Origin of the sequence: Paraburkholderia kirstenboschensis, assembly GCF_904848585.1 — a bacterium.
GTDB classification, from domain to species: domain Bacteria; phylum Pseudomonadota; class Gammaproteobacteria; order Burkholderiales; family Burkholderiaceae; genus Paraburkholderia; species Paraburkholderia kirstenboschensis.
The window spans coordinates 435,223-449,805 of record NZ_CAJHCR010000004.1 but is presented as its reverse complement, the minus strand read 5'-3'; the positions used below and the strand labels follow the sequence as shown (position 1 = coordinate 449,805).

Genomic DNA, 14,583 nt, shown 5'->3' with positions numbered 1-14,583 from the left:
CGTTGCCGCTTCCCTCAGTCGTCTTCTTTCTTGAGCGCCAGTGCGCGCGTGTACAGCGCGTTGCGCGACGCGCCGGTGATCGACGCCGCGATCCTGGCCGCGCTGCTCACTGTCAACTCTTCCAGCAACATCTCCAGCAACGCATCGTGATCATGTTCGCCGGCCGTTGCCTGCTGCGCGCCTTCGACCACCAGTACGAACTCACCGCGTTGGCGGTTTGGATCCGCTGCGAGCCACGTTGGCGCTTCGGCCAGGGTGCCGCAATGCAAGGCTTCGTGTAACTTCGTCAGTTCTCGCGCGATCAGCAGCTTGCGCTCGCCGCCCCACGCATCGGCTAGCGCCTGCACTGTTTCGACAATGCGGTGCGGCGCCTCGTAAAAGACCATCGCGTGCGGATGCTGAGCGAGCGTTTGCAACGCGGCGGCGCGGGCTTTAGGTTTCGGCGGAAGGAAGCCGAGGAACGAGAACGTCGCGACCCAATCCCCCGCCGCACTCAGCGCGGTGGCAAGTGCGCTGGCGCCGGGCAGCGGAATCACTGCAAAGCCCGCTTCGCGAGCGGCATCGACGAGTTTTGCGCCGGGATCAGAAATGCCGGGTGTGCCCGCGTCGGACACATAGGCCACGCGCTCGCCCGCTTGCAAATGCTCGACGATGCGTTGCGCGGCGGCTCGCTCGTTGTGCTGATGAACCGCGATGAGCGGCTTCGAGATGCCATAGCGCGCGAGCAACTGACCCGTGTTGCGCGTGTCTTCCGCGGCGATGCGATCCACGAGTCCGAGCACATGCAGCGCGCGCAGCGTGATGTCGGCGACGTTGCCGATCGGCGTGGCCACCACATACAGCGCGGCGGCAGGGTATTGCTGCCCTTGCGCGAGTTCGGAGAGAGGAGTCATGAGGCAGAAAACGCAAACGGACGGAATGAGGCCGTCATTGTGCCACGCAGCGCCGCGCGTTCCGGCTGGCGCGCGGAATGTCGACGCGGCGCGTAAGACGCCGAGCGCAAGCGCCGCCATATCGAACAACTTTTCCGGGCAGGCGGGGTCCAAACTCGTCGGCGCGGCGTTCGAGGCGCGTGCGCAGGAGTTTTTGCAGCGTCAGCGTTTGCGGTTCGTGGCGCGCAATGTGTCGTGCCGCGGCGGGGAAATCGATCTCGTGATGCGCGAGCGCGACGGCGCGCTGGTATTCGTCGAAGTTCGTGCGCGCGCGCAACGCAACTATGGCGGCGCGGCTGCAAGCATTGGTTGGCAGAAGCGGCAACGGATCGTACGCGCCGCGCAGCACTATCTTGCGAGCCAGCGTTCGCATTCGCGCGAACAGCCCGCTTGCCGCTTCGACGTGATTGCGTTCGAAGCGGGGCGCCTCGTCTGGTTACGCGATGCTTTCCGTGCCGACGAAGTGTGACGCAATGCGCGGAGAACATGGGTTAGTGCGATAAACTTGCGCTCGCGTGCGAGCTACGGGGCGAAATGGTGAGACTTCAGCGTGCTGCACAGCGCATTTTGCGAGGTGTTGAAGCGCACACGGTTCGTTGCGCTCAAGGTTCGGTGGAGCGCTATTGCTCGCAGCAAGACTTCATTTATACGACTTCACAATACGGCCGCACGTCGCGGCCCACTCGCGGCAGAAGATAGAGACTCGATGTCAGTCGAACGCATTCAACAACACTTCCGCGATAGCGCGGCAGTCAAACTCGAAGCTTTGGAAACCTTGTCGATGCCGATTGCCGCAGCAATCGACACGATGTTTGCCGCGCTTGCCAACGGCAACCGTATTCTTGCGTGCGGCAATGGCGGTTCCGCGGCGGACGCGCAGCATTTTGCCGCCGAACTGATCGGCCGCTTCGAACGCGAGCGGCCTGGCTTGCCGGCCGTCGCACTCAGTACCGATACGTCGGTGCTCACCGCCATCGCCAACGACTATTCGTTCGAGCAGATTTATTCGAAGCAGGTGTGGGCATTGGGTCAACCGGGCGATGTCCTGCTGGCGATCAGCACGTCGGGCAATTCCGCCAATGTGGTCGCCGCGATCGAAGCCGCGCACGAGCGCGAGATGATCGTCGTCGCGTTGAGTGGAAAGGGCGGCGGACGCATGCAGGAAGTATTGAGCGATACCGACATCCACGTGTGCGTGCCGTCAGATCGCACCGCACGCATCCAGGAAGTGCATTTGCTGACCATCCATTGTCTATGCGACGGCATCGATGCCATGTTGCTGGGCGAAGACTGAGATTGATCCGAAGGAGAGCTAGTTGATGAGCGTATTCCGCGTCAAAAAGACACTGGTGAGAACCGTGCTGGTAGTTGGGTTTGCGGCGGGGTTGTCCGCGACGTTGCAGGGTTGTTTTCTCGCCGTTGCGGGCGCAGCGGGTGGCGGCGCGTTGATGGCGACCGACCGGCGGACAATCGGCGCGCAGACCGAAGACCGCGAGATCCAGGTGAAGGCGCTTTCGCAGATCAGCCAGAATCTGCCGGATTCGGCGCACGTCAACGTGACGGTGTTCAACCGCCGCGTGCTGCTGACCGGCGAAGTGGCGGGAGATGCGTCCAAGCAGCGCGCGGAGAGTATCGCGCGTGGCCTGAACAATGTGAATACGATCGTCAACGAACTTGCGATCATGCCGGCGAGTTCATTCTCCTCGCGCACGAATGACACGTATCTCGAGACGCGCGTGAAAACCGCGCTGATCGCCGAGAAGGATATCTCGGCGAACGATTTCAAGGTCGTCGCCGAGCGCGGTTCCGTGTATCTGATGGGCCTCGTCACGATGGACGAAGGCAATCGCGGCGCGGACGTCGCTAGCCGGGTGCCGGGCGTCACGCAGGTTGTGAAGGTGTTCCAGTACATCCAGCCGCAAGAAGCCGCGGCGGCGAATGCGGCTGCGGCGACGGCGCCCGTTGCCGCGTCGCAGCCGGATGCTGGCGCGCCGACGGTGGGGACGATTCCGGACTCATCGGTCAGCGCGCGACCGCTCGAGCAGCAGTCGCCGGCGCCGGTCACGAATTCGAACGCGGTGCATCCTGGCAATCCGAAGGCGCCGCAATGAAGCTTGGGGTTGTCGGTGTCGTTATCGCTTCTTTGATGTTCGGGGCGGCGGGCTTGTTTGTATCGACGGCATATGCGGCCGATGTACCCAGCGGTCAGAGGGTGGCCGGCGCGAATGCTTGCATGGGATGCCACGCGGTGGATCGCAAACTGGTCGGTCCGTCGTTTCAGCAGATCGCCGCCAAGTACAAGGGCGACGCCCAGGCGCCCGCGAAGTTGGCGCGCAAGGTGAAGGACGGCGGCTCGGGTGTGTGGGGCATGATTCCGATGCCCGCGCATCAGTCGATGAGCGATGCGGATATTCACGCGGTGGTGGATTGGGTGCTTGCTGGGGCGCCTTCGAAGTGAGTTTTTGCCGTGGCTGGCGGCTTGGCAAAACGGAAAATCCTTGTGCTAGAATTATTTGCACGTTGGGGGGGTAGCTCAGCTGGGAGAGCGTCGCGTTCGCAATGCGAAGGTCGGGAGTTCGATCCTCCTCCTCTCCACCAACCAGATTCCAAGCGACACCAAAGTTTTACCACAAAACCCCGTCAGGCCTAGCCTCACGGGGTTTTTTGTTGCAAACTTCTCCAAGGTTCCACCAACCGCAACAACCCCCATACTGGGGTAATTCTGGTGGTTGCTCCAAGGTGTCGCAGACCTGTTACCCCAACCATGGCCAAAGCCAACCGGATTCCCTTGTCAGACGCGGCAGTGCGCGCCGCTGTCCCGCTTGAGAAGATCCGGAAGCTGTACGACAGCTTGGGGCTGCTCGTCGAAGTCCATCCGTCGGGCGGTAAGTATTGGCGGGTCAAGTACCGGTTTGCGGGTAGGGAAAAGCGGCTCGCGCTGGGCGTATTTCCCGACGTAAATGTGCGCGACGCGCGCAAGCTCCGCGATGAGGCCCGGCAGCTGCTCGCCGCCGGTATTGATCCGGGCGAGGTACGCAAGGAAGAGCGCATCGCACGGCGTCAGGAAGAGGAACGGCGCGACGCTGCGATGCGCTTCATGCTGGACAGCGATGGGGCTCTGTCGTTCAGGCTGGGCAAGCGCTGTCTGAACCTGACAGCAGCAGAGACGGTTGAGCTTCGTGTCTTTCTGGATGCGACGCGTGCCGTCACTCCCAAAGGTTAATCATGGCGCTTACTGATCTGAAGATCCGCAACGCAAAGCCCACCGACAAGCAGCAGAAGCTGTTTGACGAGCGTGGGCTGTATCTGCTCGTTACTCCCGCCGGGGGTAAGTGGTGGCGACTCAAGTACAGGTTTGGGGGTAAGGAGAAGAGTCTATCCATGGGCGTGTTTCCTGACGTAGGCCTGAAAGAGGCGCGTGAGCGCCGGGACGCCGCACGCAAGCTGCTGGCGAACGGGGTTGATCCGGGCATCGAGCGCAAAGTACAGCGAGCCGGAGCGGCGGAACGTGCGGCCAACAGCTTTGAAGCCGTCGCTCGTGAGTGGTTCGCGAAGTACGAACCAGGATGGGCAAAGTCCCACGCCGAAAAAGTCATGGGACGCTTGGAGAAAGACGTGTTCCCGTGGCTCGGCGGTCGCCCGATCGCCGAGATTACCGCTCCCGAAGTGCTGGCGGTTCTCCGCCGCGTAGAAGCCCGGGGAGCACTTGATACCGCGCACCGTGTCCACCAGAACTGTGGTCAGGTTTTCCGCTATGCGATCGCTACCGGGCGAGCGGAGCGCGATGTCAGCGCGGATCTGCGCGGCGCACTGCCGGCGGCGCGTCATACTCACTTCGCGTCCGTTACCGAGCCTTCTGAGGTGGCTGGGCTGCTTCGCGCGCTCGACGCATTTCAAGGCACGTTTGTTGTTCAGTGCGCGTTGCGGCTGGCGCCGCTGCTGTTCGTGCGCCCAGGGGAACTCCGCACTGCGGAGTGGGCTCACTTTGATCTCGACAAGGCGCAGTGGCGCTACACCGTTTCAAAGACAAAGACCCAACATCTGGTACCGCTGGCCACGCAGGCTGTCGCGATCCTTCGCGAACTCTACGCGCTCACCGGTCAGCGCACGTACGTTTTCCCGGGGAGAGACGTGAAAAAACCGATGAGTGGTGCGGCCGTCAACGCGGCGTTGCGGCGGATGGGATTTGACACAAAAACAGAGATAACGGGCCACGGCTTCCGCGCAATGGCGCGCACGATCTTGCACGAGCATCTGCGCTTTCCCGGCGAAGTCATTGAGCACCAGCTTGCCCACAAGGTACCGGACGCGCTGGGAACCGCCTACAACAGGACGAAGTTCATTGACGACCGTATTCGAATGATGCAGGCATGGGCGGACTATCTCGACTCGCTCAAGGCCGAACCCCGACTCGACCCGATAGCAGTCGCAGAAGCGCACGCGACATGAACATGATTGGTCGTCGCTGACTCAACCGCTGGACATCAGCTGGAGCAGTTGAGACAGCCTACACGGCGCTGAGCTACTGCTTGCGCTAGCGATTCAACACGGGCTGGGTTGAATCCGTCGACCAGCTCCACCCGCGCGCAGCGACGCGTTCAGCGCTAACGTTTGTTCGACAGGGCGCGTGCCTTTGCGGGAAAGGCGTCGTCGTCGAGAAGGCCGGCGTGCCGGTGGCCGACATCGGCTGCACGCTGTTCGCCGTGTACGGCGTGCTTTCCGCGTATATCGGCGCGCGGAAGACCGGGCAGGGGGCAGTTGGTGATTTTCTCTTCTGCCACCTTGCGCAAGATGCCTCTTCACGTCTCGCTCACTGCGCACTATCCCATCGCCATGGTGGCATTGCCCGCTAATTCATCGTTGGCTTCGAAACAGTACAATCGCCCGCTGACGACTCCAGCCGTTTGCAGCACGCGGCGCCCGCACTGTTTTGACCGCGCGCCGGTGTGGGCATGGATTGTCGAGGCGCTTGCAAACTCGACGCGCGAGTGAAATAGCATTTAAGGGCTGGAATGAAAGACCGACAGACTGTGGGCATCGAGCCGGGTAGCGAGGACTGCCGGACGAACCCTGAACTCGCACGCGATGCGGCGGCTGCGATCTCGACGGCCAAAGGATCGGTAACTGCTGCTCAAGCCGATCGTCGGCCGAACTGGAACAGATGGGCGGACGTCCCCGAAGCCAAGATCGGCGAGGCGGTGGCGCTCTCTGAAGACATCGGCCCGGAGAAGGTCGATTGGGGCAATGGCGCCGAGTGCGGTACCGCGCCTGCTGAATCGCAATCGTTCAATGACCGACTCTTCGCAGCCGTGCGGCACGCGGGCATCGGTAAGCCGTTGACTATCGTCTCTGGCTCCAGCGAAAACCCGACGATCGACTCAATGATCAGGTTGGAGGATTTTGTCGCCTGGGCTCGTAAGAAGAGGTGGTGTCTTCCAGCAGAGCTCGAAGAATTCTATGGAGAATACGACCCCCCGTACGACCCCCACTGGGACGGCCCGTCAGCTTCCCGATCTGAGCCTTCGAAATGGCCTTGGGGCGATCACGATACACCTCTGCTTCGTCAGATGGCCGCTGCTGCCCAAAGATTCTGGTCGCTGTACGATCCGGCCGATCCTTCCACGGCGCCGACGAACAAGGACGTGGCGGAGTGGTTGATGACACAGGGTGTCCACAAGCGGGTGGCCGAAATTATGGCCACCATCCTTCGTGACAAGAATTTGCCCGCTGGGCGGCGCAAAAGATAGTCGCACCTTTCCGCGGCATATCCGGCGCAGCACTCCGAAATGGCGCGCCCATTCTCCAGCGGAATGGCGCGACCCTTCGCGCCTATTCCGAGTGGCTATCAATCTATAAATTCCAAAGCCATGTTTCACAACCTTTGACAAGGAACGACATGGCGCATCAGACGATCGCACTCACCAGCAGCGTAGGCCCGAAGCCGGCAGAATGCCGTCATTCGCTCCCGGAGATGCCGATCACGCTTCCCGAGGTGGGTCTCTTCCGGTTCAAGCAATTCGCGGCGTTTTTGCCGTTCAGTCGTGAGACCTGGCGCAAGCTGGTGCTCGAAGGTAAGGCGCCGGCGCCGATCCGTATGGGCGGTCGGTGCACGGTCTGGCCCGCGTCCGAACTCCACAAATTTTTTCACGACCCCGCGAACTACCGAACTGAAAGACCTTCCGAAGCGCGACGCGGCGAAGGGCGAGCTATCGTTCGCTAGCAGATCAGATTCGACGCGACGGTCCGGTCAAGCTATGGTTCTGCGGGGCGGTAATACTAGCCGGCCGACAGGTCGCGGTCCTCGCGACTTCGAGATCAACCCAGACTAATGGAGGTGCCTCGACCTTTTTCGATAAAACAAACGTATCCATTAACTTAGTACAACTGATAAAACACAATATGACCATTGATAACCAGCAGCGACACTCCGCAATCCCGCGGCCCACGCCGTTGCCTCTTCGCGCAGCGGATATTCCCGACGAACTGAAAAGACATGCTCGCTGGGTGGCATGGAGGTATGTGTCGGACGGCCACCGCTGGACCAAACGTCCGATCAATCCATGCAGTGGCGGCAATGCGAAGTCGAATAATTCGGCAACTTGGGCGACGTACGAAGAAGCACTGGGTGCTGTGCTTATCTATCCGGACATGGCAGGCATCGGCTTCATGTTGGGCGATGGCTGGGTCGGCATAGACGCAGACCACTGCTATACGGTGTTGGACGGTTTCACCGAACTCGCGCAGTCAGTGCTCGACAGCGTGCCAGGTTATGCCGAACTCTCCCCGTCCGGCGAGGGCGTCAAGATCATTACGCGCGGCACAATTCCGCAAAGCAAGGCAGACGGCGTCCTTGGCTTGGAAGTCTACGACCGTCATCGCTTTTTCACGGTCACCGGCCACGCCGTGCCGGGGCGTATCAATATCATTCCGGCTGCACCCACCGATCTGACGACGTTTTACACTCGGCACTTCGGCGCGCTCATGCCATTCAATGATGATGATCTGTTGGTGTACGGTAAGAGGCCGCTTCCTGGGTGGCCCATCGAGCGCGTTAAAACTGAGGTCCTCGTGCACATGTCTGCCGATTGCCACTATCAGGAGTGGCTCGAAGCCGGCATGGCGCTGCATCATCAGGGCGAGGCGGATGACGATTGGCTGAAGCTTTGGGACGAGTGGAGTGCGACCGCTCCGGACCGGTACGACGAAGGCGCGACCGCTGTCAAGTGGGAAACCTTTGGCGAGCAGCGGATGCAGGGACGCGGCGGCATTGCGTTGCCCACGCTAATTTGGCGCGCTCGACTGGCGTGTGTTGCACACTGGCGCGCGCAGATCGCGACGATCACCGATCAGGCACAATTGATATCAGCGGTTCCAACTGGCATTTCTCGCGACGCGATCTTGAGTGGCGCTGACCGCGACGTACTCGCACGGGAGTTGACCGCGCGAATCCAGGGGGTGCTATGTCTGTGAGTCTGCTTGAAACCAAAGTCCGCAAGCTATTGCAGTCACCGATGATGCCGGTGGACTATCAAAGCCGACTTAACGCCGATTTTCCGCTCACGGAGTTTGGCAACGCGGCCCGCATGGTGCAGCTTTGCGGTTCGGAACTCACTTATGTGCCTGAGGACAATTCCTGGTACCTGTGGACTGGCGTGTACTGGCAACGGACGACGGAGGCGAATGTGCGCAAAATGGCAGCTAACGTCGTGAAGGAGATGTCGCGGACGATTCCCAACGGGCTGGACAGCGCGGCGCTTGTCGCCTATCACAAGTGGTGCGTGCAGAGTCAGAAGGCATCGATGGTCAGCAGCATGGTTTCCTTGGTTGCAAATGACCCGACGGTGCTGGTGCCCTTCAACCAGTTGGACCGCGATCGGAACTTTTTGGGGGTCGCGAATGGTGCGGTAAACCTGACGACCGGTACGTTGCAGAACCCGAACCGGAGTGATTACCTGACCATTACGACCGGCGTGGCGTTCAACGCGACAGCCACCTGTCCACTTTTCGAGCAGACCGTCTCCGACGCGTTCTACGGAGACGCGGATATGGTCGCCTTCTTTCAGCGGGTCGTCGGGTACTCGTTGATGGGCAATCCGAAAGAGCACGTCATCGTGATTCCATATGGTAGCGGTAGCAACGGAAAGTCCACCATCTTGAACGCGATTTCCGCCGTTTTGGGCGGCCACGCCAAGTGCACATCAGCGAGTACTTTTCTTACGGATGGGCGAGGCTTTAGCGGAAACGCATCCGGTCCGAACGAAGCCGTGTTGCGCTTGCGGGGTTCGCGCTTCGTTGCCATGAGCGAACCAGACGAAGGTAGTCAGTTGCGAGAGGGGCTGATTAAGAGTGTGACGGGCGGTGACACAATCAGCGCGCGCGGAGTGCATGCGAAACACTCGGTGGAATTCCAACCGTCTTGGGTGACTTTTATGGCAACGAACCACCGACCGATTGTAAAGGGCGTCGACCATGCGATTTGGCGTCGGCTGCTGCTCGTTCCCTTCACGCGTAACTTCAGCGCCGACGCGGCCATACCAAAAGACCCCGACCGCGCCGAAAAACTGAAGACTGAATACGAAGGAATTTTGCGCTGGTGCGTTGATGGCGCGCTCGCTTACCAACGGGCGGGGCTAGGGCTTCCGGATAGCGTTAGGGCGGCGCACCTAGCCTATAAGGTAGCCATGGACTTGCTCGGCGACTGGCTGGCCGAGGAATGGGAGGACGACCCAAACGGTTATGCGACCACGGAAGAATTGTGGGCCTCGTGGAAGAGGCACGGCGAGCACTTTGGCACTATCGAAATGGTGCGAACTGTCAATGCTCTTTCGCGGAGCTTGGTAGACAGAGGCTATACCAACGTCAGGAGGGTGCCGGGAGCCGGTAAACGCGGTTTCCGGGGCATCAGGCGTCGCACATTCGAAAATCGCGATTTTTTGGACTAGCCTGGCGCATTAGATGGGTTTCCCCGGAAGCGTTGCCAGTAAGATTGTAGAAATGTGGCGAGGGCCAATATTCCGGGCGATTCCCCGGGCGCATTGGGCGCATCAATACTTTTTTCTGATAACTTTCACGGACAAGATCATATAGAAAAGTTCCGGGAAAAAGGTCTGAAATGTGTCCAATGTGCTGCTCTTTCTCTCGAACCTGCATAAGGCGCAACGACCACAATGGAATGAGCGCATACCACGATGGTCAAAAAGGCGCGGATACGAAGTATCCAATGCGGGGCCTGTCGGCCATATTGGTGTGGGCGACCTGTTACCGGAACCGGGTAAGGTGCAGGCGGCTGGTTTCGGGGCGATTACGGGCGAAGTCGTGTGCGCCCTCATGCCATCGCCGCTAAACGCCGGATGTTCGCAATCCAGGCACTTCCCGTCGGCTCCCGTCTAGCGTTTTCCGGCGCCAACGGAAGCGCGCAACGTCAGGCTCTCTTTCACCCTCCTAACCGTCGGGCACGCATACAGCTATCGCGCGCGCGCGCGAGGTGGGTTGCGATGTTCTTTTCGTAAAGCGCGTTGCCCGCAAAAGACTAGCCAAGGCGGGCTCGGTGCACGCTCGTTTACCTAGGTCTCCAAATGCTCGCGCAAGTCGCCTTTGGCGCCCGCGCCGCTTGTTACGCGCGGTCTCCCAGCGCTCGCGTCTATCGTGAGAAGAACTCAACGGGTGCACATATGATTGTGGCGGCAATGCGCGAACATACGCGGAGGCGCAACCTATTCGTCGCCACCTGTCGGCGGGATCAGGTAGCAAATCTTCCGATTGAGGTATAAGGGTGACACGTGCGCGGCGGCAAGCGACCCAATCCCGGTGCATCACTCTTTTGAGGCCGCCAAGATGAGAGTCTTATCAATGCCGATGAGCGCGGGCATGGTACCGATAGTCGCGAGGCTCACCCGGAAGGAGTCAACTGCACCGGACTTGGGGCTCGCCACACCGGCGAAATTACACAGATGCCAGAAAGGACGATCGTCGGAAAAGCAATCGATACGGCCGCCGATCGCTTACGACATGCAACCACCACAGACGGTCAGCCCGCTTTTGTGCATTTGGGGTACGCTTCAGATGGACGGTCCGTGCGGGCCGCCGCGCCGTCCTTGGGTGTCTAACTAGGGTTGACATTGGATTATTTGACACTTCGTCCATCATAGTCTAGAAATTAGTTGGACAGAGGCATAGAGCGGTATGGCACTCTCGCTAGACTCGAAAGGAAGCGCATCATGAGCAAGGGGCAAAGAATCGGCTATGTGCGAGTGAGCACGGCCGATCAGAACGCGGAGAGGCAGCTAGACGGTCTCGCGCTTGACAAGGTGTTCACCGATAAGGCTAGCGGCAAGGACACCAAGCGTCCTCAGCTACAGGGGGCACTCGAGTACGTGCGCGAGGGCGACACGCTAATCATCCACAGTATGGACCGGCTTGCACGGAACACGGAGGACCTATTGCGGATGGCGCGAGAACTCACTTCGCGCGGCGTATCCGTCGAGTTCGTGAAGGAGCGGCTCACCTTCAGCGGAAACAGCGATGACCCGATGTCGCACCTCATGATGACGATGCTGGGCGGCTTTGCGCAGTTCGAGCGGGCCCTCATCCGCGAGCGCCAACGAGAGGGGATTGCGCTGGCCAAGGCGAAAGGCAACGTGTACAAGGGACGTAAGCCCTCACTTACGAAAACCCAAATAATAGAGTTGCGGCAGCGGGCTGCGAAGGGCGAGTCCAAGGCTGAACTGGCTGCGAGCTTCGGCGTGGCACGGCAGACCATCTATAACGCGCTGGGCCGTCCATGAATCGCTCGTGCACGTGAGCACCGTGACGGCACATCGGAATCGAACCGCTAATCGACCTCGCGACCGAGGTTGTAACGCTGCCGGTGCGCATAGATGGCGACCTCGCGAATGAGCAAGTTTGGGAAGACATTCCCGCCCGCCGCGCCGGGGTTCCCCGCGACGCTGCGGACTAGGTGCGCGGCTTGTACCTGTTGAAGCGGCTGCGATGCGGCGCACGCGTGGGAGGTTGCTTGCGACACTGGAGCCGTACAGCTATCGGGTGGGCAGCGATTGGCGCCTGCCCGACATGCCACCGTAAGGGCGCCGCGCATCTTCGACCGGGGTTCGTTATTGATAACGACGGGCAAATGCTGCACAGGCCTTTGCTCTGGCAGTGCTATGAGGCGTGCACCGGCGACGGACACGATTACACCGGCGGGGTACGCACCTGCGGCGCGCCGCGGGAGTTAATGACGGAACTTGGCGCGCGCTGTCAGTCGAGCCGTGCGCTTTGCTGTATCGCTGGCTGCGCGAGCGGCACCAGACGCGCGTGCAATCCTGGGGGATTGGGCACGTGCGTTCCTCGCCACACAGACAACGCAAGACGGCGGTGCGTTTATCACCGCCAAGGAGGCGTCCAATGCCCGCATCAACGGTTTTGACCGGCGCAAAGCGAGCGGAGCTGAAGACGTTAACAGCGAATCAAAGGGAGTTCTTTGACGAGCGCGCCGCCATTCTGGAATACGAGGCCGGGGCCTCACGGCTCGACGCGGAGCTACGCGCACTGGACCTAACGTATCAATGGTTCGGTTTGCGTACCTGCCCACGGGACGGGGCCGATTCCTAATTGCGAATCACGCGCTGGAGTTCCGCCGATGACGGGGAGGAACACTGAACGGCGTCGCGCCGTCCGTCGCCACGTTGATGGCGATTGTTGTTCTCGCGAGGTGGGTGTAATCGGCGGAAGGGTGCTGCTCGCTGTTGCCGTCGGCCTCTGCGAAGACGCATTGACCACCTCTGACCACCCGCAGTGCGTTTCGGTTTTCGCCCCCCCCGGCATGCCCATTCTGCGCCTCCACCCGGGTCCCATAAAAATGGTGCACTCAAACAGGGACATTTTTTTTGAAAACTTTAAATCCCGATTCGGTTGTTAAGGGCGATCGCACCTTCCCGCAGTTCCGCCGGGGACCGGCGTGCCGCGCGCGCTGCTGCCCGAGTTTATCGCCGACCTGATCCGCCACCCCATTCCTGCCGGTCGACGACAGTACACCCCGTCGTCCTTTTTCAAAGTGATACTGTTGAAAAAGTCGCTGGCTGTCTATTTCATGAGGTTTTCAGGGGTCTTCTTACCCTTGGCCGGCATGTGCGAGCGGCTTGCAAGCCGATCTGAGAGGTCAATTTCGCGCAGGACAACTGATAAAACCTACTCGGCGACTTTTTCAACAGTATCAAAGTGACATCGGTCATTCGCATGCCGTGATTGTCGGCCGGTGCTCGACCTTTGCTAACTAGTTAGGTGCGTCGACCGGCAAGCGAGAGGAGGTAGCCGGGCAAGCAGCTCCCCGGCCAGTTCGACGAGATCGCGAACGATTACGCCATCGGTATGAGCTCGGACTGTCTGAAAGCGATCTGACCGGCGGGGCGTCGCCCCGGCGTTCGCGGCGGAAGCATAGTGCCCTCCAGATGACGTTAAGGATCCCGAGGTATTGGTTCATTTTGTTTCTAGATACCCAACCATTCCGACCGGCTTTCGCTATGTTGGGAAGCGCACATTCCCGCACGGACACATGTTGCGTTGGGAAATGCCATGACCTAGATTTACGTTGCTTCTACCTTACGTGTTTCCCATGCTATTCGAGGAGCGTCAAATGGCGCGATCGCTGTAGTGGTCAAGAACGCGACGTCGAATGAACATGCGGTTCACGTTTTTGATCGATTCGCGAATGGCCGACGCGAGATATTCGGCCCTCGCGTCCCGAATCAACAAGCGCTTTATCTCGCGAAAGACGAGATGACGCCCGCATTGACCGTTGATGCCTCAACCGACCTCGACGTACTGAAAGGAAAGATTGCATTTTCGGTCGACAATGGTCCTAAGGTCTTGGTCGGATACTCTTGCAGCGGGCGGCCTAACGCTGGGGACAGGCGATGGCACCAACCATTCTGCCTGCCAGAAACTGCTCCCCTCCCAAGCCTTCCCCACCGTACGCGACATCCAGTTCCGCAAAAGATCCATCCACCGACACGGCATCGAAACCCGGCCGGATCTCTGGTCGCATCGTGGATGGCCGGCCTTATGAACCCTCCGCAGGCTTTTGGGCGGACCTGATCACTAGCTTCGATGGCGCTCAGAAGCAACTCTATCGCTATCAGGCCGTCGTGGTGAACCTTCTGCTCTTGCTGGTCGGTATCTATCACGTGGCGCAACACCTCGCGTACCCGTATTCGATCCGTCGTGGCTGAGCTTTCTGGGCATCAGTGGGTCTACCTTCGGCATCGGCAAGCAATTGGTCGAAACGAAGTGAAGTCACCGCGCGAGTCGCCGTCACGCGCGTATGCGCCTAGCGGCGGCGGCTGTATTTCCGTGAAGAGAACGCGCCGTTCTACTACTGTCGTCGGCCGGCGATTGACCGGCTGGCGACGATGATCAGCTTCGCCTCGCGTTCTGCGGCTGCGAAGGTCTTAATGCTCCGCCGCCGGCGGTTCCTGGCCGATACTGTTGAAAAAGTCGCTGGTCGTCTATTTCATGAGGTCTTCAGGGGTCCTCTTACCCTTGCCTGACATGTGGCAGCGGTTTGTAGGCCGATCTGAGACGTCGATTTTCGCGAAGGAGAACTGATAAAACGACGCGCGACTTTTTCAACAGTATCGGCCGACGCCGAACGTTC

13 protein-coding genes and 1 tRNA gene are annotated in these 14,583 nt (G+C 60.1%); 13 read left to right on the top strand and 1 reads right to left on the bottom strand.

Going from position 1 to position 14,583, the window contains the following annotated elements; translation table 11 throughout:
• Window positions 1-14: 14 nt before the first annotated feature.
• Window positions 15-893 carry a 16S rRNA (cytidine(1402)-2'-O)-methyltransferase gene (gene rsmI, locus JMY24_RS14720; RefSeq protein WP_128589046.1) on the bottom strand — a complete coding sequence of 293 codons (879 nt, stop codon included), beginning with the start codon at window positions 891-893 and terminating at the stop codon, window positions 15-17.
• On the opposite strand from rsmI, the gene JMY24_RS14715 reads away from it, so the two are divergent.
• From JMY24_RS14715 to JMY24_RS14650, 13 genes are all read left to right on the top strand, one after another.
• On the top strand, window positions 892-1,401 hold the full coding sequence (locus tag JMY24_RS14715; protein ID WP_128594081.1) for a YraN family protein: 510 nt from the start codon (window positions 892-894) through the stop codon (window positions 1,399-1,401). The genes rsmI and JMY24_RS14715 overlap by 2 nt on opposite strands.
• Window positions 1,402-1,638: 237 nt before the next feature.
• Window positions 1,639-2,226, top strand: coding sequence for a phosphoheptose isomerase (locus JMY24_RS14710; protein WP_128594082.1), 588 nt, complete (start codon window positions 1,639-1,641; stop codon window positions 2,224-2,226).
• Between the two features lie 25 nt (window positions 2,227-2,251).
• On the top strand, window positions 2,252-3,043 hold the full coding sequence (locus JMY24_RS14705) for a BON domain-containing protein (RefSeq protein ID WP_128594083.1): 792 nt from the start codon (window positions 2,252-2,254) through the stop codon (window positions 3,041-3,043).
• Window positions 3,040-3,390, top strand: a complete 351-nt coding sequence (locus JMY24_RS14700) for a c-type cytochrome (RefSeq protein WP_128594084.1) — start codon at window positions 3,040-3,042, stop codon at window positions 3,388-3,390. Before JMY24_RS14705 ends, JMY24_RS14700 begins: the two co-directional genes overlap by 4 nt.
• A 64-nt stretch (window positions 3,391-3,454) precedes the next feature.
• Window positions 3,455-3,530, top strand: a tRNA-Ala gene (locus tag JMY24_RS14695).
• Between the two features lie 166 nt (window positions 3,531-3,696).
• A complete protein-coding gene (locus JMY24_RS14690) occupies window positions 3,697-4,155 on the top strand; it encodes an Arm DNA-binding domain-containing protein (protein WP_236597404.1) in 459 nt (152 codons plus the stop codon).
• A gap of 2 nt (window positions 4,156-4,157) precedes the next feature.
• A complete protein-coding gene (locus JMY24_RS14685) occupies window positions 4,158-5,381 on the top strand; it encodes a tyrosine-type recombinase/integrase (protein WP_128594085.1) in 1,224 nt (407 codons plus the stop codon).
• Window positions 5,382-5,944: 563 nt separating this feature from the next.
• Window positions 5,945-6,679: a hypothetical protein gene (locus JMY24_RS14680; protein WP_201702306.1), complete on the top strand. Its 735-nt coding sequence runs from the start codon at window positions 5,945-5,947 to the stop codon at window positions 6,677-6,679.
• Window positions 6,680-7,451: 772 nt separating this feature from the next.
• Complete coding sequence (locus JMY24_RS14670) at window positions 7,452-8,402, top strand: PriCT-2 domain-containing protein (protein ID WP_201702304.1); 951 nt, start codon at window positions 7,452-7,454, stop codon at window positions 8,400-8,402.
• On the top strand, window positions 8,399-9,874 hold the full coding sequence (locus JMY24_RS14665) for a DNA primase family protein (RefSeq protein WP_164853371.1): 1,476 nt from the start codon (window positions 8,399-8,401) through the stop codon (window positions 9,872-9,874). Before JMY24_RS14670 ends, JMY24_RS14665 begins: the two co-directional genes overlap by 4 nt.
• 1,275 nt (window positions 9,875-11,149) lie before the next feature.
• Entirely contained in the window at window positions 11,150-11,716 is a 567-nt protein-coding gene (locus JMY24_RS14660) for a recombinase family protein (RefSeq protein ID WP_128594090.1), read from the top strand.
• Between the two features lie 619 nt (window positions 11,717-12,335).
• Complete coding sequence (locus JMY24_RS14655) at window positions 12,336-12,542, top strand: hypothetical protein (RefSeq protein WP_164853372.1); 207 nt, start codon at window positions 12,336-12,338, stop codon at window positions 12,540-12,542.
• 1,301 nt (window positions 12,543-13,843) lie between these two features.
• Window positions 13,844-14,158 (top strand): hypothetical protein, encoded by a 315-nt coding sequence (locus tag JMY24_RS14650; protein WP_128594091.1) that lies wholly within the window; start codon window positions 13,844-13,846, stop codon window positions 14,156-14,158.
• Window positions 14,159-14,583: the final 425 nt, after the last annotated feature.

Coding starts and splice junctions, on each gene's coding strand:
- JMY24_RS14715 (WP_128594081.1), top strand. CDS start 892: ATGAGGCAGAAAACGCAAACGGACGGAATGAGGCCGTCATTGTGCCAC.
- rsmI (WP_128589046.1), bottom strand. CDS start 893: ATGACTCCTCTCTCCGAACTCGCGCAAGGGCAGCAATACCCTGCCGCC.
- JMY24_RS14710 (WP_128594082.1), top strand. CDS start 1,639: ATGTCAGTCGAACGCATTCAACAACACTTCCGCGATAGCGCGGCAGTC.
- JMY24_RS14705 (WP_128594083.1), top strand. CDS start 2,252: ATGAGCGTATTCCGCGTCAAAAAGACACTGGTGAGAACCGTGCTGGTA.
- JMY24_RS14700 (WP_128594084.1), top strand. CDS start 3,040: ATGAAGCTTGGGGTTGTCGGTGTCGTTATCGCTTCTTTGATGTTCGGG.
- JMY24_RS14690 (WP_236597404.1), top strand. CDS start 3,697: ATGGCCAAAGCCAACCGGATTCCCTTGTCAGACGCGGCAGTGCGCGCC.
- JMY24_RS14685 (WP_128594085.1), top strand. CDS start 4,158: ATGGCGCTTACTGATCTGAAGATCCGCAACGCAAAGCCCACCGACAAG.
- JMY24_RS14680 (WP_201702306.1), top strand. CDS start 5,945: ATGAAAGACCGACAGACTGTGGGCATCGAGCCGGGTAGCGAGGACTGC.
- JMY24_RS14660 (WP_128594090.1), top strand. CDS start 11,150: ATGAGCAAGGGGCAAAGAATCGGCTATGTGCGAGTGAGCACGGCCGAT.
- JMY24_RS14655 (WP_164853372.1), top strand. CDS start 12,336: ATGCCCGCATCAACGGTTTTGACCGGCGCAAAGCGAGCGGAGCTGAAG.
- JMY24_RS14650 (WP_128594091.1), top strand. CDS start 13,844: ATGGCACCAACCATTCTGCCTGCCAGAAACTGCTCCCCTCCCAAGCCT.